The sequence below is a fragment of the Bacillus pinisoli genome (assembly GCF_023036475.1).
In the GTDB taxonomy this organism is placed as follows: domain Bacteria; phylum Bacillota; class Bacilli; order Bacillales; family SA4; genus Bacillus_BS; species Bacillus_BS pinisoli.
Genome location: NZ_JAJQKI010000004.1, coordinates 346,872 through 373,157 on the forward strand (window position 1 = coordinate 346,872; position 26,286 = coordinate 373,157).

Sequence of the window (26,286 nt, forward strand, 5' to 3'; positions counted from 1 at the left end):
CAGGAAGGCTAATATAGGGTTTTGTGCAGTTATTCTTGATTTGTGTGCAAATCCCTAGAGTTTCTGTACAATCCCCTAATCTAGCATCTACGCTGATCTGGTTTTATGCGTAACTACCTTCTTTTAAGGTTGGATCATATATTAATAGCTTTGTTCAACTAATAGATGCCTAAATTTTTGCTCAAAACCAAAAAACGCGACTGAGTCGCGCAAATTCCTTATCAAAATGGCTTCCACTTTAATTTTGAAGCTTGATCAAATCTATCTTCTACCTCATCCCAGTTTACAACATTCCACCAATTCTTGATGTACTCGTTACGGTCTGCTTGATATTGAAGATAATAAGCATGCTCCCATACGTCTAAAACTAGTAAAGGAATTGTATCCCACTGAGTCATCAACTGATGTTTCTCAGTCTGAAGAATTTCTAAGCGATGTGATCTTGGAGACCAGACGAGTAGTGTCCAACCAACACCCTCCACCTTACTCGCAGCTTCAGTAAAATGCTCTTTAAATCGATCAAAGCTTCCAAAATCCTTTTTTATTTGATTTAGCAAACCTCCAACTGGCAGGCCTCCACCATTTGGTTTCATAATAAACCAAAAAATGGAATGCAAATAATGCCCGGACCCATGAAAGGCAGCCTCTCTTTCCCAGTGCTTTAACAGGTCATAATTATTCGTATATCTCGCCTTTTCCATCATTTTTTCCGCTTTGTTTAGACCATCAACATAGCTTTGATGATGAGTATCATGATGAAGCTTCATAATCTCTTCTGATATATATGGTTCTAGTGCATCATATGGATAGGGGAGTGGTGGTAACACATGCTCGCCAATCGGAACACGTCTATTAACTACATTTCGTTCTGCACCAAATAGAACTTGTGCCTTCTGAAACAATGTCACAACCATTCCCTTGACTTCATCTATCCCCTCTGTTGAGACTTCACCCTCGGAACTTAAATCTTCTACTTTTGCGGTAAGGATAGAAAGCTCTTGATCTAGCTGTAAATAAGGCTCTGCGGTTAGATTAAACTCTACTAACAATCCTTTTAGTTGGACTGCCCACTGAGCTACCTCTTGAAAGTACTCCATATATTTTTGATGTTCCATTTTATCCCTCCTGTTACGTTCACCCACTATCATATGGCCCCTTTCATCCAAAAGTGCTACACGGACAAATGAAATCTACAGGCAGGAAATAAAGGATCTCCTTTTATATAGAGCTAGTAAACACAAAAAAAAGGATTGATTCCTGTTTATTCAGGAGTCAATCCTTAACTTTTTTATGATTGCATCATCTTTGTACGATAATCAGTTTCATAATATTCAAGCTCTTCTCTAACTTTTTGAAATTGACCCTCAAGCTTAGAGAATAAAACTGCTAAGGAAGCAGGAGCTTCGTCTGAGAATTTAATTGCATTTTTGCCTGTATAAGCTGAACGACTATTTTCAAACCAGACATCGTTTTTGGGTGAGAAAAACTCTTCAATACATTGATGATAGATCTTGTATAAGGTTTTCTCCGCAGCTGGCTTTCTGAAAGGAGTCGTATTTAGTACAACATGACAAGCATCAAGTCCTTCTTCACAAAAAACCACTAAACGTCTCAATCCAGATAAAAGCTGCTTATAATACTCTTCCTTATCTTCACTGCCTTCACTTTTTAGTGCATCAATCGTTACTCCGTTTAAATAATCTGAAACAACTGTTACCGTTTCATCAAGGAATGCCTCAACTTGCTCTATTTGACTTAATACTATATCGTTTCCCATTGTTGCTTTCCTCCAAATTATCCAATTTTTTTATTTATATGTAGAAATCTACGGTTGTTCAATAAACAAAAGTGGAGATTCCAATTGATAGCTTCCTTTATCAGCAAGAACCTGGAAGAGTTCTTTCACCTTATTGTAATCTATGTCTTTAAAGTATTGTGAGAACTCTTTTTGTGTATTTACGTATACTCTCTTCCTGTTGCGAAATCCTGGATTCTTCAATAAGCATACAAGAGCAACGATGTCTTTAAACAAAACATCTCTTCCTGATACTTGAAAAACAGGGTCTTCTGTAAAAGGAGTAAACTCTGGAAATACTTCATCAAAGTAACGGATATATAGGAGATGAAACGTTTTTTCTTCTCCATCTTCAACAAATGTTACTTCTGATTGATTAAAGAAGTCTTCAGAGGTATTAGGCTGTGCCTTTTCTAACTCAAACCCAGAACAATCAATAATTTGCATAGTCTCACCTTTCTATCTGCTGTTTGTTCCATCTTACCATAACTTTACGTTAGATCTTCAAAAGCTTCTGCAAATTTTTCAAAAAATAAGTCAGCTTCTTCTTGAACAAACTCATCTGAGGTCTGTTCAGGTAATTTTGGTAATTCCTCAATAGACTTCAATCCAAAATAATCTAAAAATTCTTTAGTTGTACCATATAAAATGGCACGACCTGTTCCTTCTACTCTTCCAACTTCTTTGATTAACAGCTTTCCAACAAGGGTCTGAATGGGTCTATCCGTTTTCACCCCTCGGATATCTTCAATCTCGGCTCTTGTGATTGGTTGCTTATAAGCCACAATGGCTAGTGTTTCAAGAGCAGCTTGTGAAAGAGTGTTGTTGGATGGATTTTCCATTAACTTTTTAAAATAAGGGGCATGTTCTTTCTTTGTTGCTAATTGATACGCACCAGCAATCTCAATTATGCGTATCCCTCTATCCTCTTGATCATATTCTTTTTTCATTTCAGTTAAAATATCTTCTACTGTGTCTGCATGGAGCTCAAGAACTAACGAAATTTGTTTAATACTTAGCCCTTCGTCCCCTGCTGCAAAGAGTAGGCCTTCAATAATCGCTTTCCATTTATGAATGTCCAATAGTAGATTCTCCTTTCTTTAGCGAAAGAAAAATGGCCGAAAAATTCTGTGTCTGTTCTATAAGAATCGTATCGGTTTTCATCAATTCAAGTAATGCTAGAAACGTAACAACAATATGTTCTTTATCCTCATAAGGAAAAAGGTCTAAAAAGTTCTTTCTTTCATTAACTTGTAATGAAGACAGCTCAGACATAATCTGTTCCATTCTTATTTCAATAGGTATTTCCTGACGAGTAATACGGGTTTGCAAAGGTCTCTGTAACTTCTTACGGCGAAGAAGCTTTTGGAATGCCCCAAGCATGTCATATATATTTACATCAAGATTAACCTTTTCTTCTTCTCCGCTTATAAATTCACTAAGATCACTAGGTGCTCTTGTAAACATTTGCCCACGTTCTTCTTCTAAATTCTTAAGGTCTTCCGCGGCTTCTTTATACTTACGATATTCAATTAATCGATTCATTAACTCATCACGAGGATCTTCTTCCATGTCAAATTCCATATCCTCGTCAAATAACTCCTCCTCTTGTTTAGGAAGGAGTAGTTTACTCTTTATTTCTAAAAGCGTGGCCGCCATCACTAAATACTCACTTGCAACATCCAGCTGCAATTCCTGCATGGCATATATGTATAATAAGTATTGCTCAGTAAGCTCAGCCATAGGTATATCATATACATCAATCTCATATCGATTTATTAAATGCAACAAAAGGTCTAATGGACCTTCAAATGCATCAAGCTTAACACTATATTGTTGCACGATCATCCCACCATTATTATCCTTTACACGCGTTTCTACGCGTAAAAATAAGCTATACTAAGTATAGACGATATTAAAAGCTAGTCCAATAAAATTTTATTAGAAAAACTTGGTTTTGTCCGTGTCATACCAAATATTCATGATACACTACTAATAAAGTTTTTTAAATTTAAGGTGAGGTGAAGGGATGTTTCCGCAAGCCTATATTAATTATTTGGTACACTTCCATGGAGATCGTGATTATTTCGAATGTCATGAGGAACTAGAAGAATATTGGAAAGAAGATGATAGGGATCATCGAAAGGATTATTGGGTAGCATTTATACAAGTGGCCGTCTCTTTATACCATCAAAGACGAAACAATTTCAAAGGGTCTTTACGAATGATGAATAATGCAAGAACGATCCTTCAAAATGAAAAGGAAAACGTCACAAAACTGGGCCTTCATTTTGAAAAGCTATTGTCCATTCTCGACCAAAGAATTGCTGCTATTGAGTTGGAACAACCATATGCAAGTATATCTCTTCCCATTACAAATCAGACTCTCTTGACATTGTGTCAAAAAGAATGCGAAAAAAGAGGACTAATTTGGAACTCTGCTAGTAATTTAAATGATGAGTATCTTGTCCATAAACATAAGCTTAGAGATCGTGCGGATGTCATACAAGAACGTCTGAAACAAAAAGAACTAAAGAAGAATCGGACACAATAAAAAGGCTGTCGAACGAATCGACAAGCCTTTTATTATTCTACATGATGAGTTTTATCATCTCTATCTTGGTCACATTTCTCAAAAAACGGTTTGGTATGTTCTGTCGGGACTATCGATTTATCTGGAAGCATTTCTTTCAATGCTCTTACCATCTTCTTTCCAATCCCTTGATGTCGGTGTGATGGATTGACACATATGTGATGAATTTCAAGATTTTGTTCGTCAATGAAGGATATCCCTATGATCCCGATAATATCGTCTTCTTTCCAAAGAAACAATTGCCAGTTCTCTTCGTTCTCATACTGTTTCATAGATATCTGGAGCTTTTTCAATTCCTTCTCTGTCGGCATAAAAGAAAGAAGACCCATTGCAATTTTCTCAAAATTTTTCTTATATCGAATTAGCATAGTAACCCCTCATTACTGAAATAACGTTCTAATGGATAGATTATAACAAAATTCTTCAGGAATTTGTTAATAAAAATCTATAACACCTAAAATCTATTATTACTTAAGTCCTATATCTTTAAACATTAAGCTTGAAATGAGCGTGCTAAATTAGCCATTTCGATAGCTGAAGCAGCTGCTTCCCAGCCTTTATTACCAGCTTTTGTCCCAGCTCTCTCTACAGCTTGCTCAATTGTATCTGTTGTTAAAACACCAAATATAACCGGTACACCTGATTGCATGGAAGTCGTAGCAACTCCTTTTGCTACTTCGTTACAAACATAGTCAAAATGTGGAGTAGATCCACGGATGACTGTACCTAGAGTAATGACAGCATCATACTTATTTGTTTCTACCATTTTTTTTGCGATTAAAGGAATTTCAAATGCACCTGGCACCCATGCAACATCTACATCTTCTTCATTAATACCATGTCTTCTTAACGCATCTTGCGCTCCACCAAGAAGCTTGCTTGTAATAAATTCATTAAAACGCCCTACAACAATTCCTACTTTTAAACCTGTACCTACTAAATGTCCTTCAAATACCTTACCCATCTATACTCATCTCCTGTTATCTATACTTTGTTTAGCTTTATAAAATTTAGAACAACACAGTTAAATTCATTATGTATGCTGTAATCATACATAATTCGCTATTGTGACGCAATCATAACGAGCTTTAAAAATGAAGCATATGTCCCAGTTTTTCATGCTTTGTCTTCAAATAGCTTTCATTTTCTTTCTTCGTTGGAAGCTGAATAGGAATTCGGTCCACTACCTCTAAGCCATATCCTTCTAGACCGGCGATTTTTCTTGGATTGTTCGTTAAAAGCTTCATTTTCTTGATCCCTAGATCCCTTAGTATTTGCGCGCCAATCCCATAATCACGCAAATCCGGAGCAAAGCCTAACTGCTCATTAGCTTCAACCGTATCATACCCTTTTTCTTGAAGCTTATAGGCACGCATTTTATTGATTAAACCAATGCCTCTTCCTTCTTGACGCATGTATAATAGAACACCGTTACCTTCCTTCTCGATTTGGGACAAAGCTGCATGAAGTTGTGGTCCACAATCACATCTAAACGAACCAAATACATCACCAGTTAAACACTCTGAATGAACACGTACTAAAACAGGCTCATCTTCAAGTATTTCACCTTTAACTAACGCTACATGTTCTTGACGGTCTACTACATTTGAATAACCAACTGCTTTAAAATCACCGAACTCACTTGGTAACTGTATTTCCACTTCTCTTGTGACTAGTTTTTCTTTCTTTCTTCGATAAGAAATTAAATCTTTGATGGTAATCATCTTTAAGTCGAACTCATCTGCTATAACTCGAAGATCTGGTACACGTGCCATTGTCCCGTCTTCTTTAATAATTTCACAAATTACACCAGCAGGTTCTGAACCACATAACCTAGCTAAATCAACAGCTGCCTCTGTATGCCCCGCTCTTCTGAGAACCCCTCCATCCTTTGCAATTAAAGGGAAAATATGTCCTGGTCGTTTAAAATCCCCTGCTCTTGCTTCTGGATCAATCAGTCGTTTAATGGTCTCTGAACGCTCATACGCGCTTATTCCTGTTGTCGTGGTCTTATAGTCAACACTTACCGTAAAAGCTGTGCCGTGAGGGTCCGTATTCTGCCCAACCATTGGTGCCAAGTCTAAGCGAAATGCAGTTTCTTGTGTAATCGGTGCACATACTAGTCCTCTACCATGTTTGATCATGAAGTTAATAACTTCTGGGCTTGCTTTGTCAGCTAAAGCGACAAAGTCACCTTCATTCTCCCTATCTTCGTCGTCACAGACAATGACCACATTTCCCTGCATTAATTCATATATAGCTTCTTCTATTCGGTCGAACATTTATGTCATCCCCAATCATCATAAAATTGTATTACAAATAGCCATGCTCTCGTAAGAAGCTCTCTGACACACCTTGGGATTTTGATTCTTTTTCTCTCAGCATGACAAACTGTTCAATATATTTTGCTAATATATCACATTCTAAATTAACGATTTCTCCTATACCTTTTCCACCTAATATGGTTTCCGCCATTGTATGTGGAATGAGCGATATGGTAAAGCTTTGATCGGTTGTTCCAAATACAGTGAGACTCGTACCATCTACACAAATGGATCCCTTAAGTAAAATAAAGCGTCTCAATTCTTCAGGTATTTCAATTTCGTAATAAACAGCGTTAGACACTCTCGTTTTTTTAATGATTTTGCCTATTCCATCTACGTGTCCAGAAACGAAATGGCCACCAAACCGTCCATTTGCTGCCATCGCTCTTTCTAGGTTAACGTGCGAACCCGCTTTTAAGGTTTGAAGTGAAGTAGCTCTAACCGTTTCAGGCATAATATCAACAGTAAATTTATTATTTGTAAAAGAGGTAACTGTTAAGCATACCCCGTTTACTGAAATACTATCTCCTAGATGAACATCGCTTACTACTTTTTGTGCCTGTATGGTCAGGACAATTGCTTCCCCATGTTGTACCATACGATCGACTGTACCAATTTCTTCAACTATTCCAGTAAACAAGTCATCACCCCTTTTCAATCGGCACTGAAATTATTTTTATATCTTGACCAAGTTGAGTAATAGATTTAAACGTCAAAGGATGGGCATCACTCATATTAATAATCCCTTCACCTCCGATAAAACCTGGAGCCTCTCGTCCACCTACTAGCTTAGGAGCGATGTATGTGACAACCTGGTTAAACGCTTTCTCCATTAAGAAGCTGCCATTCACTTCTGAACCACCTTCCACCAAAATAGATGTAATAGCGTGCTCTCCCAGTTTAGATAAAAGGTCTGTTATTGTTATTTTTTCACTTTCAAGTTCAATAAGCTTTACACCCTGATTTATATAGGCTTGTTTTTTCTCATCTGAATGATTCGATAAGGTAACAATCCACGTCTCTGCTATTTGATCAGTCACCACTTTTGCATCTAGCGGAGTTCTTAGATGGTGATCCAGGATTATCCTGATTGGATGTAAGCCACCAGCTTGTAATCTTGTGGTGAGACTTGGATTATCAGCGATAACTGTGTTCACTCCAACTAAAATGGCGTCATGAAGATGACGGTATTTGTGTACATCTTCTCTTGCCTCACTACCCGTAATCCATTTACTACTACCAGATACAGTAGCTGTTTTCCCATCTAATGTAGTAGCAGTTTTTAGGGTGACATATGGTTTTTTAGTTGAGATATAGTAGAAGAACATATCATAAAGTTCATTAGCTTCTTTCTCAAGAATGCCCACTTCAACATCTATTCCTGCGCGTCTTAATCTCTCAATTCCTTTCCCACCTACTAGGGGGTTAGGATCCTTCGTCGCAATAACCACTCTTTTTACATGATGATCAATCAGTAAATTAGCACAAGGTGGAGTCTTACCAAAATGACTACAAGGTTCTAACGTGACATAAACAGTCGAGTTTTCAGCATGAGTTCCTGCCATTTTAATGGCCTGAACTTCTGCATGCCCTTCCCCTGCTTTCAGATGTGCTCCCATCCCGACAATGCGTCCGTCTTTCACAATAACTGACCCCACAGGAGGATTTGGACTCGTTTGGCCTTTTACACTTTGAGCCAAGTTAAGGGCTATTCTCATGTAATCAAGATCATTCATTTAAGATCCTCCTTTCATGATGTGGACATTATAAAAGGCTCTTTTCTAAAACTTTGTTGCTTTTCAAGCCCATATCTCTAAAAACCTACCCTTTTTTGTTGGTAAAACCGAAGTGATCAGTGTTAGAAAAGAGCAACTCACTATATTTAAAGCACTGGTCACTGTACTACCTAGTAAAAATCCGGCTTCCTGAGATTTTTACGAAAGCAACAATCTTTACGAAAACAGCCTTATAAAAACAAAAAACCCTAGGACTACAATCCTAAGGGTGATGTATGTATATACGAATTAAGAGGAGATTGATGCGCAACCCTAATAACCCTAATTTGACTATAAAAATGTCGAAAAAGGGTATAAGGACAGAATTTTTCTAATAAGAAAAAAACGCCTCTTACGTATTCCTACATCCTTCTCCCATCCAGACTATACTGTCGGCTTTGGAATTTCACCAAATCAGCCAAATTATTGTTATAAAAAGGCTCACGGGCTCTGAATCATTAGATTCTTACCGCCGGTAGGGAATTTCACCCTGCCCCGAAGGATTGATATTACTTGATATATGTAATTTTCATTATTATACCATATATGAAAGGTGTATTGTCTAGTAAAGGAAATTGAAAGCTTTTTCTGTAGTCACCTGTTTTGTGATATTCCAAGTCTATAGTGTGAAATTATTGATTTTTTAATGGAATTAACTAAAGAAAACTGGAATAATAGAAAATTTCGTGGAATAAGTTAATTTTTTCGTGAAATACGTTTAACACGGATAACAAACAGGTTCAAACATGAAAAGATGTGGCTTTGACACCACACCTTTACCAATTTTAGCTTGAAAAGAAACAAAGTTTTAGAAAAAGCATTACTTATTATTGTTTTGACACACCCGTCGGTCCAACATGTCGAATATGCTCATTTTCTTTATTTGCTTTTTCATTTACTAATGCTTTTTGATCTACCTCATTTGACGTTTTCTCATTGCGTTTTGCCATAATAGAATCTCTCCTTTACATTGAAATCCTATATAGTTTTCTTCAGAAACAATAAAATATCCCCTCAAATCCATGAGGGGATAACTAGTAAGCTTACGCTTCTACTACTTTTACTTCTTTCATTTTGTCGCCTTGTTGAATGTCGTCAACAAACTCCATTCCTTCTACTACTTTTCCAAATACAGTATGAACACCGTTTAAGTGTGGTTGTGGTTCATATACGATAAAGAACTGACTTCCTCCAGTATCTTTACCAGCATGAGCCATTGAAAGAGAACCGCGTTCATGCTTATGTGGATTTCCTGCTGTTTCACACTTAATTGTGTAACCTGGTCCACCAGTTCCTCTACCTTCAGGGCAACCACCTTGTGCTACGAAACCAGGAATTACACGATGGAATGATAATCCATTATAAAACCCTTTATTAATTAGAGATTCAAAATTCTCTACTGTTCCAGGTGCTTCGTTTGGAAACAATTCAATTTTAACTTGTCCACCATTTTCTAAATCAATAACTGCATACTTACTCATATGTAGTAATCTCCTTTCAAAACTATGTATTCTTAAGTATTATAACTGTTCATACTAAAAAATGAAAATTTCTAGAAAGAATAACTATTTACTTTTACTCTAAAGTACAGTTTCCGCTTCTTTTAATAGAGAGAGTTACTCTTTACAAACAGTAATCACTTCAAATTTATCGTTTTAGATAGGATTACTATTAGTAATATCAGCTTAAAAAATAAATTTTCAGCAAAGAATCTTCTATTTTTACTAATTTGTAGAAAAATAAAGGTTTATATTTTTTGCAATTCAGTGTATATACTATATAGGCGCTATTATATGAAAAGGAGTGATTTCCTTGAAGAAGCATTTTTCAATCCTACTTGTGTTAGTATCTCTACTTACTCTTCCAATCGTTGCATTAGCAGATGCAGCTGTGGGAGATCAAATTGTCACATTAGGAGAAAGTTTAACGGAAGAACAAAAGCAAGCTCTATTAACTGAAATGGAAGCACCAGAAGATGTACAAATTGTCACTGTATCCAACGAAGAAGAGCATAATTATTTAGGAGAATATATACCAAAAGCCCAGATTGGGACAAAGGCCATTTCTTCATCAATCATTACCATTGCAGAACCTGAAGCAGGTTTGCAGGTTACAACCAATAATATTACGTGGGTAACAGAAGAGATGTATACCAATGCTCTTATCACTGCGGGTGTAAAGGATGCTACCATTTACATAACTGCACCTTTCCAAGTATCAGGTACAGCAGCTCTAACCGGCCTATTAAAAGCCTACGAGCTATCATCTGATCAGGCAATTCCTGAAGATGTAAAAAAAGTAGCTAATGAAGAGATGGTAAAGACAGCTGAGCTTGGAGATAAGCTGGGAACAGAAGAAGCGGCAGCATTAATGGCAAGAATTAAAGAAGAAATAGCAAAAAATGCGCCACAAACAGATGAAGAACTTCGTGCAATCATTGAAGCCGCAGCTGCTGAACTAGGACTAACTTTAACAGATGAAGATATCAACAGCTTAATTGCACTATTTAATAAAATGAAAGAGCTTAATATTGACTGGAATCAAGTCGGTGAACAGCTTAATATTGCGAAAGAAAAGCTAACTAACTTCTTACAATCAGAAGAAGGTCAAACCTTCCTAACGAAGCTACAAGAGTTTATTGTAAGTGTATTTGATGCCATTCGCGCATTGTTTAGTTAGGCTCTAGCCTATTTAAAAAGAAGAGGGGAATCCTCTTCTTTTTTTAGTTATTAGGGCAAGTTTTGACACTAATACTTGAATTCTTTTCTAAACTCACCCTTCCACTAAGGCCTGATAAACTAGTAATTCATCATGCAGCTCCACTAAAATAATGTACGGAGCATCCCCTTCCTCATACGTTTGACCATTCACAGAAAAAAGTTTTGTTCCCTTTGGAAGTTTGAAAGCATAGAAATTTCTAAACCACCATGTGTTCGTGGTTTGTTTTTTTATTATTCCTATTTTTTGAGATTTCTCATATTCGTTCTCTTTAACCCAATCGGCATTTGTAACATTGGAGAACACAATCCCGTCTAACAATAGGATATCCGCATTCGGATTGTTCTTTACTATTTCTTTTACCGTAAGATTTCCAAAACCGAAACTTAGATTAAAAGTGCCGGTTACCACTCCCAAAAACAACAAACTAAAAACTAAGATAATAACTATCGGTACTGCAGATCTTGTTTTCAAGCTTACTAGATTCTCCTTTGTAAAAGGCTCTTTTATATTACTTAAATTTCTATATTCTTGTATCTTCTCCTGCCTGTATTTTCGTAAACTTATGAGATATCGTTATTGTTGAACAAAAAAACATACCAATTCGTCTGAATTGATATGTTTTCTTTAGATCTTTGCTATCTATTTTTGCGTTAGTACCTGTTTTAAAGGAAGATCTAATTTAATTAAATCCTCATAGCTTTCTCTTTTTACAACCAGTTCCGCTTTGCCGTTCTCTACAAATACGACTGCCGGACGAGGAATACGGTTATAGTTATTCGCCATGGAATATCCATATGCACCTGTACAGAATACAGCTAGAATGTCATCGGCAGAAGCTTTCGGTAGATCTATGTCCCAAATTAACATATCACCTGATTCACAGCATTTCCCTGCAATAGATACTGTTTCTTCCTTTTCGTCTTTCATTCGGTTAGCCAGTACTGCCTCATATTTTGCTTCGTAGAGAGCTGGACGGATATTGTCACTCATTCCACCATCAACTGCTACATATTTTCTAACGTTAGGCACATTTTTCTGTGACCCTACCGTATAGAGCGTTGTACCAGCATCACCTACAAGAGAACGACCTGGCTCAATCCAGATTTCTGGCATATCTATATTTAATTCTTCTACTTTTTTCTTTACAGCTTCTACTATTTCAATTACATATTGCGACACTGGAATTGGGTCATCTTCAGCTGTATAACGAATGCCAAAGCCTCCACCAAGGTTGACTACCTTTGGAACATATTGCAGCTCTTTCTTCCAACTTTCCATCTTTTCGAACAGCTTTTCAGCGGCCATTACAAACCCTTTCGTTTCAAAGATTTGAGAACCGATGTGGGAATGAATACCAAGTAACTCTACAAACTCAAAGGTTTGAATAAGTTGGATGGCTTCGTCTGCTTGACCACTTTGAAGGTCAAAGCCAAACTTAGAATCTTCTTGACCTGTTAAAATATAGTCGTGAGTGTGTGCTTCAATACCCGGAGTCACACGAATTAAGATTTGTGTCTTCTTCTGTAACTGACGGCAAATGTCTTCTAGTAAGGATAGTTCATAGAAATTATCGACTACAAAACAACCGATTTCTGCATTTAATGCCATTTCAATTTCATATGGACTTTTATTATTTCCATGAAAGTGAATTCGCTCAGCAGGGAATCCAGCAGCTAAGGCGGTATACAATTCTCCACCAGATACAACGTCTAGACTTAAACCTTCCTCTTCTACAAGTTGGAACATAGCGATAGATGAGAAAGCCTTACTTGCGTAGGCAACCTGTGCTTTTATATTTAACTCTTCAAATGTTTTACGAAACCCACGAGCACGTTCTTTAATTAATGCTACATCGTACACATATAAAGGTGTCCCGAACTCTTTTGCGAGAGTAGCTGTATCTACCCCGCCAATTTCCAAGTGGCCTTTTTCATTTACTGCACTCGTTCCGTGTAGAAACATATCCTTCTCCTCATTCCTGTTCAATTTACGTATACTATATGTTATTAAAAAAAACAGTTAATAGCAATAGCTATTAACTGTTAAATACTTAGTTTGTTAAAACAAACTCTAACATAATTAAGTTACCTTCGCAATTATTGTGCTGGTGTTCTTCGCTTATTTTGCGGATGCACAATACTTGGTCGTAATTTTGAACCTGGAACGGAGGATCTTACTAAAATTTTTAGAAAAGCAATCGGTTCAAAAGGTAAGAATGGCCATAAGTACGGTGTATTTAATGACTTTATACTCGCTAGGAATAACAAGTGAATGGTCATACCTACTACAAGTCCAGGAACATGGAAAATCGCTACTAATATGAGCATAAAGAGTTTAGAGATTTTGTTAGCTATACTAAGCTCATAACTTGGTGTAGCAAATGAGCCTATCGCTGAAATTGCTACATACAAGATTACTTCCGGAACGAATAAACCAACATCAATAGCAATCTGTCCAATTAGGGCTGCCGCAATTAAACCCATTGCAGTAGAAAGTGGGGTCGGCGTATGAATGGCCGCCATTCTTAGAAACTCTATCCCTATCTCAGCCAAGAACAGCTGCACTACTACAGGAATATTGGTCAATTCGTTTGGACCGATAAAATCTAAAGGCTTTGGCAATAGATGTGGCTCTAGAACAAATAGAAACCATAATGGTAACAAGAATAATGAAGCAAATATTCCTAAGAATCGAACCCACCTTACAAATGTACCTACTGCCGGAGCTTGTCTATATTCTTCAGCATGTTGGACATGATGGAACATAGTGGTTGGTGTAATGATGACACTTGGAGAAGTATCAACAATAATGACAACATGACCTTCTAGTAAGTGTGCTGCTACGACATCTGGTCTTTCCGTATAACGGACTAACGGATATGGATTATAACCTTGTTTCACCATGAACTCTTCAACCGTCTTATCAGCCATGGTTAAGCCATCTGTATCAATTGACTTAATCTCTTTTTTTACAACCTCGACTAAACCTGGGTCTGCAACATCTTCAATATATCCAATACATATATCCGTTTTCGACCTTTCTCCTACTTGCATGATCTCATTACGGAGACGTTCATCACGTATTCTTCTTCTTATCAGCGCTGTATTGACAATAATGTTTTCTGTAAATCCGTCTCTGGACCCTCTTATTACTTTTTCTGTATCTGGTTCCTGAGGAGTACGTCCAGGGTAACTTCTCACATCGACAGTAAGCCCTTCATTCTCTCCTTCAACTAAGAACACAACAAGTCCAGATAATAATTTATCTACGACCTCATCAAGATTTTTAACTTTTTCAACCTGTTGGTGGTTAATATGGTTTTCAATCAACTTAAACGGATCTTTCCCATTACCTTTATCTGTTTCGTTTACGAATAACAACTCTCTCACTATTGAAAGGATAAAGCTGGTATCACATAGTCCGGTTAGAAAAAGTAAATATACTTCCGTATCAAGGATTTTTAATTTCCGGATACCAATATCAAAGCTAGTACCCATTCCAATCCGCTCTTTAAAATATCTTTCATTCTCCTCGAGTACGGGTGAAATAGGTTTCTTCTTCTGAGTTTGCTCCGTCATAAAATCCACTCCTTTCTAAAATAACTTCTACTGCTTTCAACGTAATGGGACAACCTTTCTTTACGTCATCTCGACCTGCCATTTTTCCTATATCACCTATACCGACAACAATAGGAACATCAAGTTGATCTAAACAGTAAACCGTGTCACCATTTATTCTCCCAACTTCCAGTTCTCGTAGTCCATATTTATCAATGCCAAACTCTGTTAATTCCCCGAATCGGTCAATACATACATCCACCTTTGTCCATTCAACTTGATGTGAATTTGAAGCCACAGCTATGACACCAAGTACTTCAATTTGTTTGTGGTTAGCTACATAAATAAGCGCCCGCTCTCCTGCACCTTCACCTATATATCCACAGTCATCAAATAGAACAAACACTGGATCATAAGGAGTTTCCAAAATTAACTCTACAAGTTTTTTACCCGTTAAAAGAGAGGGATTCCCTTGAGATTGTGAAATACACCGCCCCCCTACATGGTTAGACGCATACTGAACAGCTTTTAACGCATATTCATCTCCATCTGTCACTAGAATGACCCTTCTCTTTTTTTCCATAAATCCTTATCCTTTCGGTTTGAATAGTAAAGCAATGATAAATGCGAACAAAATGGCAGAAGAGATACCAGCAGAAGTTAACTCAAAAATGCCAATTCCAATCCCTATAAATCCGTGGTCCTCCGCTTGCTGCATTGCACCATGAAGGAGGGAGTGACCAAAGCTTGTAATCGGAACGGTTGCACCTGCACCAGCAAACTCAATTAAACGGTCATATAAACCAAATCCGTCTAAAACAGCTCCTGCTAAAACAAAATAACTCATGACATGCGCAGGTGTTAATTTGGCAAAGTCTAATAAAATTTGACCTACAACACAGATTAATCCCCCTACAACAAAGGCTGTAATATATTCCATTACTAAGCATCACCTTCTTGTACAGCTTCAAATACAACACCATGAGCAATGGTAGGGATGGTTTCTTTTTGCTGAATCATAACTGGACTTAGTAGTGCACCTGTCGCAACGACTAAAACTCTTTTATATTTACGTTCTCTTAGTTTATCTATTAAGTAACTGTACGTAACGACCGCTGAGCATGCACACCCGCTTCCACCAGCAAAGACCTCTTGTTCAGGTCGGTAAATCATCAACCCACAATCATTATGAAGACCTGAAATATTAATATCTTCTTCTTTTAAAAGCTCTTTTACAATGGGAGAACCAATGCCTGATAGATCTCCCGTTATGATTAAATCGTAGTCTTCTGGAGTCCGGTTTAAATCCTTTAAATGCTGTTGGATTGTGTCTGCTGCAGCAGGTGCCATGGCAGCCCCCATATCATATGGATTTTTCACACCGTAATCCACCACTCTTCCAATCGTTGCACTCGTAATCTTTACTGAGCTCGGTTCTTTTCCTACAAGGATCGCTCCTCCACCTGTCACTGTGAAGGTTGCGGTATCAGGCTTTTGCCCTCCATATTCTGTTGGGTTTCGGAATTGACGTTCTGCCGTTGCATTATGACTGCTCGTAGCGGCTAGTATCTTATTCGCATAACCACCATCTAACAGAGCAGAACCGACTGCCAATGTCTCCATGGAGGTGGAACAAGCTCCAAACATACATAAAAACGGAATACCTTGCTTCCTCGCGACATAATTAGCTGTAATATTCTGGTTTAATAAATCGCCTGCTAAAAATAAATCAATATCTTCTGGTTTCGTATCTACTTTAGTTAAACAGGCTTCAATAGCTTGTGACATGAGGTGTCGCTCCGCCATCTCCCAGTTCTCTTGCTCACAGTATAAATCCTTAAAGCAGTGATCAAAGTAATCACCTAATGGTCCGTCTGCTTCCATTGGACCAACGGCTGTACCTGTTGATTGTACATAAAGGGCGTTTTGAAATTTCCACGTTTGTCCACCAGTTAGTCTCATACATACCCTCCTTGCTTTCTCACTTTGATTTACACCAACTATATAGATAATTGAAAAGTCTATTCACTGTTAATTATTGCTCTCGAATATTTTAAGCTAGAATCTTACTTACATCGCTAGTGAATATAGTTAGAGGAAAATGACTTTTATTCCATAACGAATGATTCCAATCACATAAGCCCCTACTACTCCGAAGACAATGACACTCCCCGCTAATTTGAACATGTTAGTCGCAATTCCAAGCACTATTCCTTCACTTCGATGCTCAAGCGCAGCGCTTGTCATAGAATTCGCAAAGCCTGTAACTGGAACGGCGGAGCCTGCTCCGGCAAACTGTCCAATTCTGTCATAGACCCCAAAGCCTGTAAGTAAAGCAGATAGTAGAACAAGTGTGGCAATGGTAGGACTACCTGCCGTTTTCTCGGTAAAATTAAAATAATGAATAAAGAAGTTTTGAATCAATTGGCCAAGCATACATATTAATCCACCCACAAGAAACGCTTTGACACAATTTGAAATATAAGGAGGTTTCGGTTGAAAGTTTTTAATCTCTTTTAAATAATTCTTCTTAAGCTTTGACTCTGATGCCATTTTTGTTCGCTCCCTTCTATAAGTCAACGAAATAGATCCAATGGAATAAAGAGCCTAACACCTTTCCTAATACAATCGCCATGACTAATACTAAAATCTTTTCAAATACACCGATTCTTTTCATCAGAATCGGCAGTACATTAAGTACTTCCGTTAAAGCAGCTGCAAGCATTCCTACAAAAACACCACAAAGAAGTCCGATTGGAATGGACCAGTAACCAGTAATATGAAAGCTATGATCTCGAAGACTTAATCCCCCACCTGTAATGGCTCCAAACACAATTGCCCATTCATACGCTTGAATAAATCCAGTTGTTTTCGTCAATTGTGTTAATCTTGGAATGATTCCTAACACGGTTAAAAACGCGACCAACCCTGCTCCGACTGCAAGCCCCCCAGCAAGCCCTATTAAGAGTAAAAACATAAACTTAATGATCATGAAGTTTTTTGGTACTTTCTTTATTTTCATTCATTATCACGTAGCGGTCTAAATCCTGCTGGTAGTTGAACATCTCCACTTCTAGAGGGCTAGGTTCTTCATTAAGACGTTTTCTAAATAGGTGATTAAAAAACAACACCATTCCAAGACCAAGACCGATCGAGTATGGGATTTGCAAAAGCAACGGCTTTTTTACTGTTTCCCCCGTAATAATGTAATAAATTCTCTGATGAACCTCACGCATGCTAACGTCTTCATGAAAATTCATAATAGCTAACGCAGCACCAAAGAAAAGCAACAACCAAACAGCCACGAAGAAAACAGGTGAAAAATTCCGCTTTTTGTACTCAATTTCTACTATCGTTTGGGAGGCACCTGTAATCTGAATATCAACATGTGGAAATAAGGAATAAATTTTCTCAATCACAGTCATCACATCAATAATAACGATGTTTTTATCACTCATATTAATGTGATATACAATCTTGTCCTGAATGATCTTCTTTAACGAATCATTAGAAATAATTTGAGCAAGATCACCGATGGTAACCGTATGATTCGGCATAACCTTTATCTTGTGGCGCATCCTTATATATAGCGTTTCTTCCATCGATATCACATCCTACACAAGAATTTCCTTGTAACCAATAGTATGCTTGACCGGCGTCGCTCTAATGCTTGGGTAATTGTACCAACTCCAGGTGACAGGCACCACCCGAATTTTGTCGAAACCCACTTGGTGACAGGCACCACCCGAATTTTGTCGATTAAACACAAAAAAGACCGTGACGGGCTAAACGCCCATCCGGTCTTTCATTTGTTGTAGTATTTTCTTTTCAAGTCTAGATACTTGAACTTGTGATATACCTAATCTTGTTGCTACTTCAGATTGTGTTTGATCCTTATAGTAACGGAGAAAGACAATGAGTCTCTCGCGTTCGTCTAAGTCTCGAATGGCTTCCTGAAGTGCAATTTTATCAAACCAGCCGGTTTCTGTGTCATCAGCAATTTGGTCAAGAAGTGTGATAGGGTCTCCATCATTTTCATAAACCGTTTCATGAATAGAGGATGGTGCTCTACTTGCTTCTTGTGCGAGAACGACATCTTCAGGGGATATCTCTAAGCGTTCAGCAATTTCAGTAATGGTTGGTACTCTTCCGTGAATTTTCGAAAGCTCATCCTTAGCTTTTCGAATTTTATTTCCCATTTCCTTTAAAGATCTGCTTACCTTTACAGTACCATCATCTCTAATGAAACGCTGAATTTCACCGATAATCATTGGCACCGCGTATGTTGAAAACTTAACATCATAGGATAAGTCAAATTTATCAACCGACTTCAGTAAACCAATGCAACCAATTTGAAATAAATCATCGGGTTCGTATCCTCTGTTTAAGAAGCGTTGGACCACGGACCAGACTAGACGCATATTCTTTTGGACAATTAAGTCCCGAGCTCCCTGCTCGCCAAGCTGACTTCTTTTTATTAAATCCTTGACCTCATGATCCTTTAAGTATGCCTCGTTCTTTTCTTTTTTGACCTCCACATCCATATGCAGTTCTCCTTAGTTACAAAGCGCTTTGCTCTTCGTTAAATGCTTAGTTAAGCGGATGGTTGTACCATGTGTTTCATGAGATTCAAGTTCAAAATCGTCCATAAAGTTTTCCATTATGGTGAAGCCCATTCCAGAACGTTCAAGCTCTGGTTTTGTGGTAAACAACGGCTGACGTGCTTCTTCAATATCACAAATACCAATTCCGTTATCGCGGATTGTTAAATGTACGGTATGATCATCTAATACCACGGAAATGTAGACGATACCCTCTGGGTTATTTTCATAGCCATGAATAATTGCATTTGTAACAGCTTCTGAAACGACTGTTTTAATTTCCGTCAATTCATCCATCGTCGGATCTAATTGAGTAATAAACGCTGCCACGGTTACACGGGCAAATGACTCATTTTGACTTAGCGCAGAAAATTGAAGGTGCATTTCATTTCTCACGTTATGCCACCCCCAAAGTCTCAAGTGCAAACTGTTCATTTTCCTCAAGACGGATAATTTTAAACAAGCCTGACATATCAAATAATCGTTTCACTGCTGGTGATATTGCACATACAACCATTTCTCCACCAGCATTTTTAATTTGTTTATATCTACCCAGAATAACTCCTAGTCCAGAGCTATCCATGAATGATAGTTGCTCTAAATTTAAGACGATATGATTGATATTATTTTTTTCTAATGATGCTGTTACTTTTGCTCGCAATTCTTCCGCTGTATGGTGATCTAGTTCACCTGTTAGACGGATGCAAAGTACGCTATGTTTGATTTCTAAGTCAATCGAAAGACTCACTTTTATTCCTCCTTAATTTAGGCTAATGAGTCATTTCGATATTTACATTTAGAATTCCTTCAAGGTGACAAAACTAGTGCTTATTCGTCTAAATTAGTCAACATACTACCCTGTCTTCGTGAATAGACCGAAGGAGCGCTTGAATAATTGCCACCAATTAGCCATTTCTACATCTTCAGCAGCTAATATAGGACTTTCGACAATCGTTTTATCACTTCTCTTAATAATTAATGTACCTAGTTCGTCTCCTTTTGTAATAGGAGCTTTCACATTTTCATTAAGTACTACTTCTTGTGAAACATCATCAATGTTTTCGCCTTTTTTGGTTAACACAGAGATGCTCTCAGATGTTACGACATCCACATATTTCTGACTTCCTTTGCTCACCTTCGTTTTTCCAACCACAGCCGAACGATCTAACATTGGGTGTGTTTTATATTGACTAAAGGCGAAATCAAGCATTTTGGTTACTTGAGCATTACGATCTTTTGGAGTGGGAGCCCCCATTACAACCGCGATTACACGCATATCATCTTTTTTCGCTGTAGCAGTTAAGCAATATTTTGCTTCACTTGTGTAACCTGTCTTTAACCCATCTACTCCAGGATAAAATTTAACGAGTCGATTTGTATTGACTAACCAGAATTTCTTTTCCGTATCTTGACGGAGATAATCCTCATATAAGCTTGTAAACTTCGTTATTAGATCATACTTTAATAATTCCTTTGCCATAATGGCCATATCATGGGCCGTACTATAATGGTTTTCTGCTGGAAGACCAGTTGGATTCACAAAATTCGTGTTACCCAGTTCAAGCTCTTTCACCTTATCGTTCATCATCTTAACGAAAGCTTCCTCTGATCCTGCAATTCTTTCAGCCATTGCAACAGAAGCATCATTACCAGACGCGATTGCAATTCCTTTTAACATTTCTTCTACAGTCATTTCTTCGCCTGGTTCAAGGAAGATTTGAGAACCTCCCATTGAGGCAGCATATTCACTTGTTCTAATTTTTTCATCTAACGTAAGACTTCCACGATCAATTGCTTCCATAATTAGAATCATGGTCATTATTTTCGTCATACTTGCTGGCGGTAGCTTTTCATTACTGTTTTTGTCATAAAGAATTGTGCCAGTATCTCTTTCAATTAATATTGCTGATTTTGCCTTGTCTGCTAGTTCTACTTGTGATTCTTCAGCCATCGTTATTGCTGGAAATATCAATGATAAAGCTAATGACATGTATACGACGCGTTGTAAAATTGGTTTTATCATTTACAGAACCCCTCCATTCTTTATAGATGACATTTTTACCAATAAAAGGACATTTATACAACTTTATGAAAAAATAACCAGTTTTTTTATAAAGGTGACTTCCACGAGATTCCTGATAAACAAACCGTTTTTACTGATAAACCAATTAAAATTCCTGATATAGCTTGGAATTTACTGATATGCTTGAAAAATTCATGATAAAGTGTAAATTTTTCCAGATAAACATAAAAAAGGTAGAGTGATCATCACTTTACCTTTTTGCTCGCCCGAAGCTAACTACTATTTTATTTTTGATACAGGACGCTCGCGGCGCTTCTCGCCTGCGGGGTCTCGCATCCCTCCACTACAATCAACTGTTCAAAAAAATCAACACTATTCTTTAACACAGCTATGTTTTATAAGCATTTCTGCTAATAAAGCGGCTCTATAAGGAAGGTTAGAAATAGATACGTGTTCACTTTCTTGATGAGCCCCTCCCCCTAAAGGACCTAACCCATCAATAGTGGGGATACCGATACCAGCTGTTAAATTACCATCACTAGCACCACCAGAGGCTCCTTCTTCTAATTCATATCCATGTACACGAGCGATCTCACGGAGTTCTTCATATAGTTGTATTACTTGCTCCGTTCTCTCTAGTGGAAACCTCTCCATTGAACCAGCAACCTCCACTTTGGTACCTGTTATATAATGAGGTCGATTTAGAATAGCATGTTGAAGCTTCTCCGCTTGTTCCTTCTTCGTTATGCGTACATCAATTTCTGCATAAGCTTCTTTTGCTATTACATTTGATCTTGTTCCTCCGTGAATAACGCCAATATTTATGGAAATTCCTTCTTCTTGGTTAGACAGCTTTTTTAAGTCAATAATTTGGTGGGCTAACTCCTCAATCGCACTTGCTCCATCCCAAGCATTGATTCCAGCGTGAGCAGCAATCCCCTCTACTTTCATCGTAAATTTACCCACCCCTTTTCTTGCTGTCTTGACAGCACCATTAGGTTCTATACTAGATTCTGGAATAAATACGACCTTACTTTTTTGTGCTTCTTCCAAAATTAATCCTTTTGATTCATTACTTCCAATCTCTTCATCTGTTGTTACTAATAAGACGATATTACAATTCCCTTTAACGTTTAGTTCCTTTACAGCTTTTATCGCCCAAAGGGAGATTGTTAGTCCACCCTTCATATCAAAAACGCCAGGACCATATAAAAAATCTCCTTCTTCCTTTAAAGGAAGCACACCTTCATCCCAAACTGTATCCAAATGACCGATGATTAGTATCTGTTCCGAATTTTCATGATTTCCATATGTAAATTTGTACTGATTTCCGACTGTTTCTTTTTCAATTATGGTAATGTCTCCACCAATAAGTTGCGTAAATTCACGTTTTAGTTCTTTTCCACACAGGTCAACTAATTGCTTGTTCAGAGAAGGTGATTCCGCTTTTGTAAGTCGTATAAGCGTATCTTTTATATTTGTTTTATTTGCTTTTAAATAATCTAATACTTGTGACAAAACGATACTCCCTTTCTTCCATTAATCTCTATATTTCTCTCACGGTCTGTATCAACCAAGGAGGAATAAATACTTAAAATATGGTAAATGAAAAAGAATCTTACGGTCAAGTGAATTAAGAAATTTCAGAAAATAACATATAAAAATATACCTCCCTTTATTTCCTAGAGAGGTATATTACAAATTGTTGTTCATTTCAGTACGAAAGACGCTCACTTAACACAGGCTAGAGATTAGGAGGGTATTTTCAGTGTTCTCCTGTGGTGTCTCCCTTACAAATCCTTAAAAATGCATTATACTAAGCATCTATCGTCTCGTAAATAAGAGTTGGAGCAGCAACAGGGTGATCAACTAGCTTGATCGCAGTACGAATGCTCTCCATAATTTCTTGAATGTCTTCTTGGTTACTATGGATTGTTACGAGTGAATCCCCTACTTGAACACGGTCACCTATTTTTTTATTTAACTCGAGACCTACTGCTAAATCAATCTCCGACTCTTTAGTTGCGCGTCCAGCCCCTAATTTCATCGCGGCAGTGCCTATTTCATCCGCAATTATTTCTGACACATACCCTTCTTTATCGGCAGTTAGCTCGATAATATAGGTGGCAGTCGGAAGTTTTGTGGGATCATCTACAACGGTTTCATCGCCACCTTGGTTTCGTAAAAATGTCTTAAACGAAGCGAGTGCTTGGCCTGATTGCATGGATTGAATAAGTAATTCTCTAGCTTCTTCAATTGTACTAGCTTTCTCTGCAAGACAAACCATTTGACTACCCAGTACAAGACACAACTCCTCTAAGTCCTTTGGCCCTTTACCTTGTAATGTATCAATGGCTTCTTTTACTTCTAACGCGTTTCCTATAGCAAATCCTAGTGGCTGACTCATATCTGAAATGATGGCCATTGTTTTACGACCTACATTATTACCGATCTCAACCATTGCCTTAGCTAAGACCTTGGCATCTTCTAGATCTTTCATAAATGCCCCAGCCCCAGTTTTGACATCGAGTACGATAGCATCTGCACCTGCAGCAATTTTTTTACTCATGATTGAGCTCGCAATAAGAGGTACAGTGTTAACAGTAGCTGTAACATCTCGAAGAGCGTATAGCTTTTTATCCGCAGGGGTCAAATTACCACTTTGACCGATTACAGCTAGCTTATGCTGATTGACTAAAGATACAAATTGCTCATTTGTGATTTCCACATTAAAGCCTTCTACCGCTTCAAGTTTGTCAATGGTTCCCCCAGTATGCCCAAGGCCTCTACCAGACATTTTTGCAACCGGCACACCGACTGAAGCAACTAATGGGCCTAATACAAGAGTGGTCGTATCACCGACACCTCCCGTACTATGCTTATCCACTTTAATTCCCTCAATCATGGACAAATCAATTTGATCTCCAGATTCAACCATTGCCATCGTTAAGTCCGCACGCTCTTGGCTTGTCATATCTTTAAAATAGACGGCCATCGCAAATGCACTCATCTGGTAATCTGGTATATCACCTTTTGTATAGCCTTGGATAATAAAATGAATTTCTTCTTTCGTTAAAGCGATTCCATCACGCTTTTTCTGTATTAAGTCTACCATTCTCATTCTTCATCATCCTTTAGGTTCATTATCTACCCGAATCTTTGGAAAGTTTGGGTTTGCAAAGGTTCTCTCACCTAAATTTCTTAAGTAAATTCGAAAAAGAAAGGGTCACCGAAGACCCTTCCAATTGTTATACTGCTGCAAGAAATTCTTTTACAAGCTGAATAAATTTCGGCTTTGTACGGTTTGCTACTTCTACTACTTGTTCATGTGTTAATGGCTCTAACTCTTCTCCGATTGCCATATCTGTAATACAAGAAATTCCTAGTACTTTTACGCCCATATGACTAGCGACAATGACTTCTGGTACCGTTGACATTCCAATCGTATCAGCACCAAGGTTACGAAGCATAATGAGTTCTGCAGGTGTCATATAAGTTGGCCCTGTAATACCCGCATAAACGCCTTGTTGCACTTTAATAGAAAGGTTGTTTGCTACTTCCTTTGCTTTTTCAATGTATTCTTTTGTATATGCACGGCTCATATCTGGGAAACGTGGTCCTAGTTCAGATTCGTTAGGTCCAATTAAAGGGTTTTGTCCTGTCATATTTAAGTGATCCTCAATAAGCATCAAATCACCTGGTTCGAACTCTTTATTCATACCACCACAAGCATTTGTCACTACGATTGAATGAACACCTAACCCTTTCATTACACGCACTGGGAATGTAACTTCTTGCATGGAATATCCCTCGTAGAAATGAAATCTACCTTGCATCGCAATAACAGCTTTACCTTTTAACTTACCGATTACAAGCTTTCCAGCATGACCTTCAACTGTTGAGACTGGGAAATTAGGAATTTGCTCATAGTCAATTTTTACAGCATCTTCTATTTCATCTGCCAATTCACCTAATCCAGAACCAAGGATTAGACCGAATTCAGGCTTTACTTTTGCTTGTTCTTCTATGTATGCTACTGCTTCGTTCATTTTTACTAATACGTTATCCATTATTGATTTCCTCCCATTTCCTTTACAACCTCTTTCACAAGTGAAAGGAAGCTTGCTTTTGCCATAGCTGTTGTTTCCATAACTTCATCATGCGTAAGTGGTTGATCTAAAATCCCTGCTGCCATATTTGAGATACATGAAATGCCAAGAACTCGTAATCCTGAATGTCTTGCTACAATTACTTCTGGTACTGTTGACATCCCTACAGCATCTCCACCAAGTTTACGAATCATTCTAATTTCTGCAGGCGTTTCATATGATGGCCCTGTATTTCCAAGATAGACACCTTGTTGTAAATCAACACCAATACGTCCTGCTACCGTTTTAGCCAGTTCTTGAAGTTTTGGACAGTAAGCATTAGACATATCTGGGAAACGAACACCAAAGGCTGGATCATTTTTACCAATCAATGGGTTTTGACTCATATTATTAATATGATCTGTAATTAGCATTAAGTCTCCAGGCTTAAATGCCGTATTAACCCCTCCTGCAGCATTCGTGACAATGACCATTTCTACGCCTATTTCTTTCATAACTCTTACAGGAAACGTTACTTTATTTAGACTGTAGCCTTCATAAAAATGAAAGCGCCCTTGCATAGCTACTACCTGAACACCTTCAAGCTCACCTATCACTAACTGCCCTGCGTGCCCCTCTACAGTGGAAACTGGGAATTCTGGTATTTCGTGATAAGGAATCTGAACAGGATTTGAAATTTCGTCCGCTAACACACCTAGACCAGACCCTAAAATTAATCCAATTTTCGGTGTAGCTTGCATTTTCTCCTTTATATACTGAGCAGATTTTTCAATAATTGCTTTTTCCAT

General features: G+C 37.8%; 31 protein-coding genes and 1 riboswitch. Of the genes, 2 read left to right on the forward strand and 29 right to left on the reverse strand.

From position 1 onward, the window contains the following. Positions 1-221 precede the first annotated feature (221 nt). The 5 genes from LT143_RS08645 to LT143_RS08665 form a co-directional block, all read right to left on the reverse strand. On the reverse strand, positions 222-1,115 hold the full coding sequence (locus tag LT143_RS08645) for a superoxide dismutase (RefSeq protein WP_246942315.1): 894 nt from the start codon (positions 1,113-1,115) through the stop codon (positions 222-224). Positions 1,116-1,288: 173 nt separating this feature from the next. Further along, positions 1,289-1,777, reverse strand: a complete 489-nt coding sequence (locus LT143_RS08650) for a YpuI family protein (RefSeq protein WP_246942317.1) — start codon at positions 1,775-1,777, stop codon at positions 1,289-1,291. A 48-nt stretch (positions 1,778-1,825) separates the two neighbouring features. Further along, a complete protein-coding gene (locus tag LT143_RS08655; RefSeq protein WP_246942319.1) occupies positions 1,826-2,242 on the reverse strand; it encodes a hypothetical protein in 417 nt (138 codons plus the stop codon). 44 nt (positions 2,243-2,286) lie between these two features. Further along, the gene (scpB, locus tag LT143_RS08660; RefSeq protein WP_246942321.1) at positions 2,287-2,877 is read right to left on the reverse strand and encodes an SMC-Scp complex subunit ScpB; all 591 of its coding nucleotides are present in this window, start codon (positions 2,875-2,877) and stop codon (positions 2,287-2,289) included. Next, positions 2,864-3,643, reverse strand: a complete 780-nt coding sequence (locus LT143_RS08665) for a segregation/condensation protein A (protein ID WP_272495734.1) — start codon at positions 3,641-3,643, stop codon at positions 2,864-2,866. Before LT143_RS08665 ends, scpB begins: the two co-directional genes overlap by 14 nt. 181 nt (positions 3,644-3,824) lie before the next feature. Here LT143_RS08665 and LT143_RS08670 point away from each other — a divergent pair, with 181 nt between their 5' ends. Then, positions 3,825-4,349 carry a DUF309 domain-containing protein gene (locus tag LT143_RS08670; protein WP_246942325.1) on the forward strand — a complete coding sequence of 175 codons (525 nt, stop codon included), beginning with the start codon at positions 3,825-3,827 and terminating at the stop codon, positions 4,347-4,349. A 32-nt stretch (positions 4,350-4,381) separates the two neighbouring features. Here LT143_RS08670 and LT143_RS08675 read toward each other — a convergent pair whose 3' ends face one another. From LT143_RS08675 to LT143_RS08700, 7 genes are all read right to left on the reverse strand, one after another. Next, on the reverse strand, positions 4,382-4,756 hold the full coding sequence (locus LT143_RS08675) for a GNAT family N-acetyltransferase (protein ID WP_246942327.1): 375 nt from the start codon (positions 4,754-4,756) through the stop codon (positions 4,382-4,384). Between the two features lie 125 nt (positions 4,757-4,881). Further along, complete coding sequence (gene ribH, locus LT143_RS08680) at positions 4,882-5,352, reverse strand: 6,7-dimethyl-8-ribityllumazine synthase (protein WP_246942329.1); 471 nt, start codon at positions 5,350-5,352, stop codon at positions 4,882-4,884. A 124-nt stretch (positions 5,353-5,476) separates the two neighbouring features. Next, positions 5,477-6,670 (reverse strand): bifunctional 3,4-dihydroxy-2-butanone-4-phosphate synthase/GTP cyclohydrolase II, encoded by a 1,194-nt coding sequence (locus tag LT143_RS08685; protein ID WP_246942331.1) that lies wholly within the window; start codon positions 6,668-6,670, stop codon positions 5,477-5,479. A gap of 31 nt (positions 6,671-6,701) precedes the next feature. Beyond that, positions 6,702-7,352 carry a riboflavin synthase gene (ribE, locus tag LT143_RS08690; protein ID WP_246942333.1) on the reverse strand — a complete coding sequence of 217 codons (651 nt, stop codon included), beginning with the start codon at positions 7,350-7,352 and terminating at the stop codon, positions 6,702-6,704. 4 nt (positions 7,353-7,356) lie between these two features. Beyond that, complete coding sequence (gene ribD, locus LT143_RS08695; protein ID WP_246942335.1) at positions 7,357-8,448, reverse strand: bifunctional diaminohydroxyphosphoribosylaminopyrimidine deaminase/5-amino-6-(5-phosphoribosylamino)uracil reductase RibD; 1,092 nt, start codon at positions 8,446-8,448, stop codon at positions 7,357-7,359. A 402-nt stretch (positions 8,449-8,850) separates the two neighbouring features. Continuing rightward, positions 8,851-8,994, reverse strand: a riboswitch (FMN riboswitch). 320 nt (positions 8,995-9,314) lie between these two features. After that, positions 9,315-9,437, reverse strand: a complete 123-nt coding sequence (locus tag LT143_RS20400; protein WP_272495735.1) for a hypothetical protein — start codon at positions 9,435-9,437, stop codon at positions 9,315-9,317. A gap of 93 nt (positions 9,438-9,530) precedes the next feature. Further along, the gene (locus LT143_RS08700) at positions 9,531-9,968 is read right to left on the reverse strand and encodes a peptidylprolyl isomerase (RefSeq protein ID WP_246942337.1); all 438 of its coding nucleotides are present in this window, start codon (positions 9,966-9,968) and stop codon (positions 9,531-9,533) included. A gap of 331 nt (positions 9,969-10,299) precedes the next feature. On the opposite strand from LT143_RS08700, the gene LT143_RS08705 reads away from it, so the two are divergent. Further along, positions 10,300-11,166 (forward strand): DUF1002 domain-containing protein, encoded by an 867-nt coding sequence (locus tag LT143_RS08705; RefSeq protein WP_246942339.1) that lies wholly within the window; start codon positions 10,300-10,302, stop codon positions 11,164-11,166. Between the two features lie 93 nt (positions 11,167-11,259). Here the strand turns inward: LT143_RS08705 and LT143_RS08710 are convergent, their stop codons facing one another. The 17 genes from LT143_RS08710 to LT143_RS08790 form a co-directional block, all read right to left on the reverse strand. Continuing rightward, positions 11,260-11,679, reverse strand: a complete 420-nt coding sequence (locus tag LT143_RS08710; protein ID WP_246942341.1) for a hypothetical protein — start codon at positions 11,677-11,679, stop codon at positions 11,260-11,262. A gap of 168 nt (positions 11,680-11,847) precedes the next feature. Beyond that, the gene (lysA, locus tag LT143_RS08715) at positions 11,848-13,170 is read right to left on the reverse strand and encodes a diaminopimelate decarboxylase (protein ID WP_246942343.1); all 1,323 of its coding nucleotides are present in this window, start codon (positions 13,168-13,170) and stop codon (positions 11,848-11,850) included. 134 nt (positions 13,171-13,304) lie between these two features. Continuing rightward, complete coding sequence (locus LT143_RS08720; RefSeq protein WP_246942345.1) at positions 13,305-14,786, reverse strand: spore germination protein; 1,482 nt, start codon at positions 14,784-14,786, stop codon at positions 13,305-13,307. Beyond that, positions 14,731-15,348: a stage V sporulation protein SpoVABEA gene (gene spoVAEA / locus LT143_RS08725; protein ID WP_246942347.1), complete on the reverse strand. Its 618-nt coding sequence runs from the start codon at positions 15,346-15,348 to the stop codon at positions 14,731-14,733. Before spoVAEA ends, LT143_RS08720 begins: the two co-directional genes overlap by 56 nt. Positions 15,349-15,354: 6 nt before the next feature. Next, a complete protein-coding gene (gene spoVAE / locus LT143_RS08730; protein WP_246942349.1) occupies positions 15,355-15,705 on the reverse strand; it encodes a stage V sporulation protein AE in 351 nt (116 codons plus the stop codon). Between the two features lie 2 nt (positions 15,706-15,707). Beyond that, positions 15,708-16,727 carry a stage V sporulation protein AD gene (spoVAD, locus tag LT143_RS08735; RefSeq protein WP_246942351.1) on the reverse strand — a complete coding sequence of 340 codons (1,020 nt, stop codon included), beginning with the start codon at positions 16,725-16,727 and terminating at the stop codon, positions 15,708-15,710. Positions 16,728-16,856: 129 nt separating this feature from the next. After that, positions 16,857-17,318: a stage V sporulation protein AC gene (gene spoVAC / locus LT143_RS08740; RefSeq protein ID WP_246942353.1), complete on the reverse strand. Its 462-nt coding sequence runs from the start codon at positions 17,316-17,318 to the stop codon at positions 16,857-16,859. 16 nt (positions 17,319-17,334) lie between these two features. Next, a complete protein-coding gene (locus LT143_RS08745) occupies positions 17,335-17,757 on the reverse strand; it encodes a stage V sporulation protein AB (protein ID WP_246942355.1) in 423 nt (140 codons plus the stop codon). Next, positions 17,747-18,367 carry a stage V sporulation protein AA gene (locus LT143_RS08750; protein WP_246942357.1) on the reverse strand — a complete coding sequence of 207 codons (621 nt, stop codon included), beginning with the start codon at positions 18,365-18,367 and terminating at the stop codon, positions 17,747-17,749. Before LT143_RS08750 ends, LT143_RS08745 begins: the two co-directional genes overlap by 11 nt. Positions 18,368-18,550: 183 nt before the next feature. Then, on the reverse strand, positions 18,551-19,309 hold the full coding sequence (sigF, locus tag LT143_RS08755; RefSeq protein WP_246942359.1) for an RNA polymerase sporulation sigma factor SigF: 759 nt from the start codon (positions 19,307-19,309) through the stop codon (positions 18,551-18,553). 12 nt (positions 19,310-19,321) lie between these two features. Further along, positions 19,322-19,762: an anti-sigma F factor gene (gene spoIIAB, locus LT143_RS08760; protein ID WP_246942361.1), complete on the reverse strand. Its 441-nt coding sequence runs from the start codon at positions 19,760-19,762 to the stop codon at positions 19,322-19,324. A 1-nt stretch (position 19,763) separates the two neighbouring features. Beyond that, a complete protein-coding gene (gene spoIIAA, locus LT143_RS08765) occupies positions 19,764-20,114 on the reverse strand; it encodes an anti-sigma F factor antagonist (protein ID WP_246942363.1) in 351 nt (116 codons plus the stop codon). A gap of 105 nt (positions 20,115-20,219) precedes the next feature. Further along, entirely contained in the window at positions 20,220-21,386 is a 1,167-nt protein-coding gene (locus tag LT143_RS08770; RefSeq protein WP_418909820.1) for a D-alanyl-D-alanine carboxypeptidase family protein, read from the reverse strand. A gap of 375 nt (positions 21,387-21,761) precedes the next feature. Continuing rightward, a complete protein-coding gene (locus LT143_RS08775; RefSeq protein ID WP_246942365.1) occupies positions 21,762-22,907 on the reverse strand; it encodes a M20 family metallopeptidase in 1,146 nt (381 codons plus the stop codon). 298 nt (positions 22,908-23,205) lie between these two features. Then, the gene (locus tag LT143_RS08780) at positions 23,206-24,510 is read right to left on the reverse strand and encodes a pyrimidine-nucleoside phosphorylase (RefSeq protein WP_246942367.1); all 1,305 of its coding nucleotides are present in this window, start codon (positions 24,508-24,510) and stop codon (positions 23,206-23,208) included. 127 nt (positions 24,511-24,637) lie between these two features. Then, the gene (locus LT143_RS08785; protein ID WP_246942369.1) at positions 24,638-25,459 is read right to left on the reverse strand and encodes a purine-nucleoside phosphorylase; all 822 of its coding nucleotides are present in this window, start codon (positions 25,457-25,459) and stop codon (positions 24,638-24,640) included. Then, positions 25,459-26,286 (reverse strand): purine-nucleoside phosphorylase, encoded by an 828-nt coding sequence (locus LT143_RS08790; protein ID WP_246942371.1) that lies wholly within the window; start codon positions 26,284-26,286, stop codon positions 25,459-25,461. Before LT143_RS08790 ends, LT143_RS08785 begins: the two co-directional genes overlap by 1 nt.

Coding starts and splice junctions, on each gene's coding strand:
- LT143_RS08645 (WP_246942315.1), bottom strand. CDS start 1,115: ATGGAACATCAAAAATATATGGAGTACTTTCAAGAGGTAGCTCAGTGG.
- LT143_RS08650 (WP_246942317.1), bottom strand. CDS start 1,777: ATGGGAAACGATATAGTATTAAGTCAAATAGAGCAAGTTGAGGCATTC.
- LT143_RS08655 (WP_246942319.1), bottom strand. CDS start 2,242: ATGCAAATTATTGATTGTTCTGGGTTTGAGTTAGAAAAGGCACAGCCT.
- LT143_RS08665 (WP_272495734.1), bottom strand. CDS start 3,643: ATGATCGTGCAACAATATAGTGTTAAGCTTGATGCATTTGAAGGTCCA.
- LT143_RS08670 (WP_246942325.1), top strand. CDS start 3,825: ATGTTTCCGCAAGCCTATATTAATTATTTGGTACACTTCCATGGAGAT.
- LT143_RS08675 (WP_246942327.1), bottom strand. CDS start 4,756: ATGCTAATTCGATATAAGAAAAATTTTGAGAAAATTGCAATGGGTCTT.
- ribH (WP_246942329.1), bottom strand. CDS start 5,352: ATGGGTAAGGTATTTGAAGGACATTTAGTAGGTACAGGTTTAAAAGTA.
- LT143_RS08685 (WP_246942331.1), bottom strand. CDS start 6,670: ATGTTCGACCGAATAGAAGAAGCTATATATGAATTAATGCAGGGAAAT.
- ribD (WP_246942335.1), bottom strand. CDS start 8,448: ATGAATGATCTTGATTACATGAGAATAGCCCTTAACTTGGCTCAAAGT.
- LT143_RS20400 (WP_272495735.1), bottom strand. CDS start 9,437: ATGGCAAAACGCAATGAGAAAACGTCAAATGAGGTAGATCAAAAAGCA.
- LT143_RS08700 (WP_246942337.1), bottom strand. CDS start 9,968: ATGAGTAAGTATGCAGTTATTGATTTAGAAAATGGTGGACAAGTTAAA.
- lysA (WP_246942343.1), bottom strand. CDS start 13,170: ATGTTTCTACACGGAACGAGTGCAGTAAATGAAAAAGGCCACTTGGAA.
- LT143_RS08720 (WP_246942345.1), bottom strand. CDS start 14,786: ATGACGGAGCAAACTCAGAAGAAGAAACCTATTTCACCCGTACTCGAG.
- spoVAEA (WP_246942347.1), bottom strand. CDS start 15,348: ATGGAAAAAAAGAGAAGGGTCATTCTAGTGACAGATGGAGATGAATAT.
- spoVAE (WP_246942349.1), bottom strand. CDS start 15,705: ATGGAATATATTACAGCCTTTGTTGTAGGGGGATTAATCTGTGTTGTA.
- spoVAD (WP_246942351.1), bottom strand. CDS start 16,727: ATGAGACTAACTGGTGGACAAACGTGGAAATTTCAAAACGCCCTTTAT.
- spoVAC (WP_246942353.1), bottom strand. CDS start 17,318: ATGGCATCAGAGTCAAAGCTTAAGAAGAATTATTTAAAAGAGATTAAA.
- LT143_RS08745 (WP_246942355.1), bottom strand. CDS start 17,757: ATGATCATTAAGTTTATGTTTTTACTCTTAATAGGGCTTGCTGGGGGG.
- LT143_RS08750 (WP_246942357.1), bottom strand. CDS start 18,367: ATGGAAGAAACGCTATATATAAGGATGCGCCACAAGATAAAGGTTATG.
- sigF (WP_246942359.1), bottom strand. CDS start 19,309: ATGGATGTGGAGGTCAAAAAAGAAAAGAACGAGGCATACTTAAAGGAT.
- LT143_RS08780 (WP_246942367.1), bottom strand. CDS start 24,510: ATGAGAATGGTAGACTTAATACAGAAAAAGCGTGATGGAATCGCTTTA.
- LT143_RS08785 (WP_246942369.1), bottom strand. CDS start 25,459: ATGGATAACGTATTAGTAAAAATGAACGAAGCAGTAGCATACATAGAA.
- LT143_RS08790 (WP_246942371.1), bottom strand. CDS start 26,286: ATGGAAAAAGCAATTATTGAAAAATCTGCTCAGTATATAAAGGAGAAA.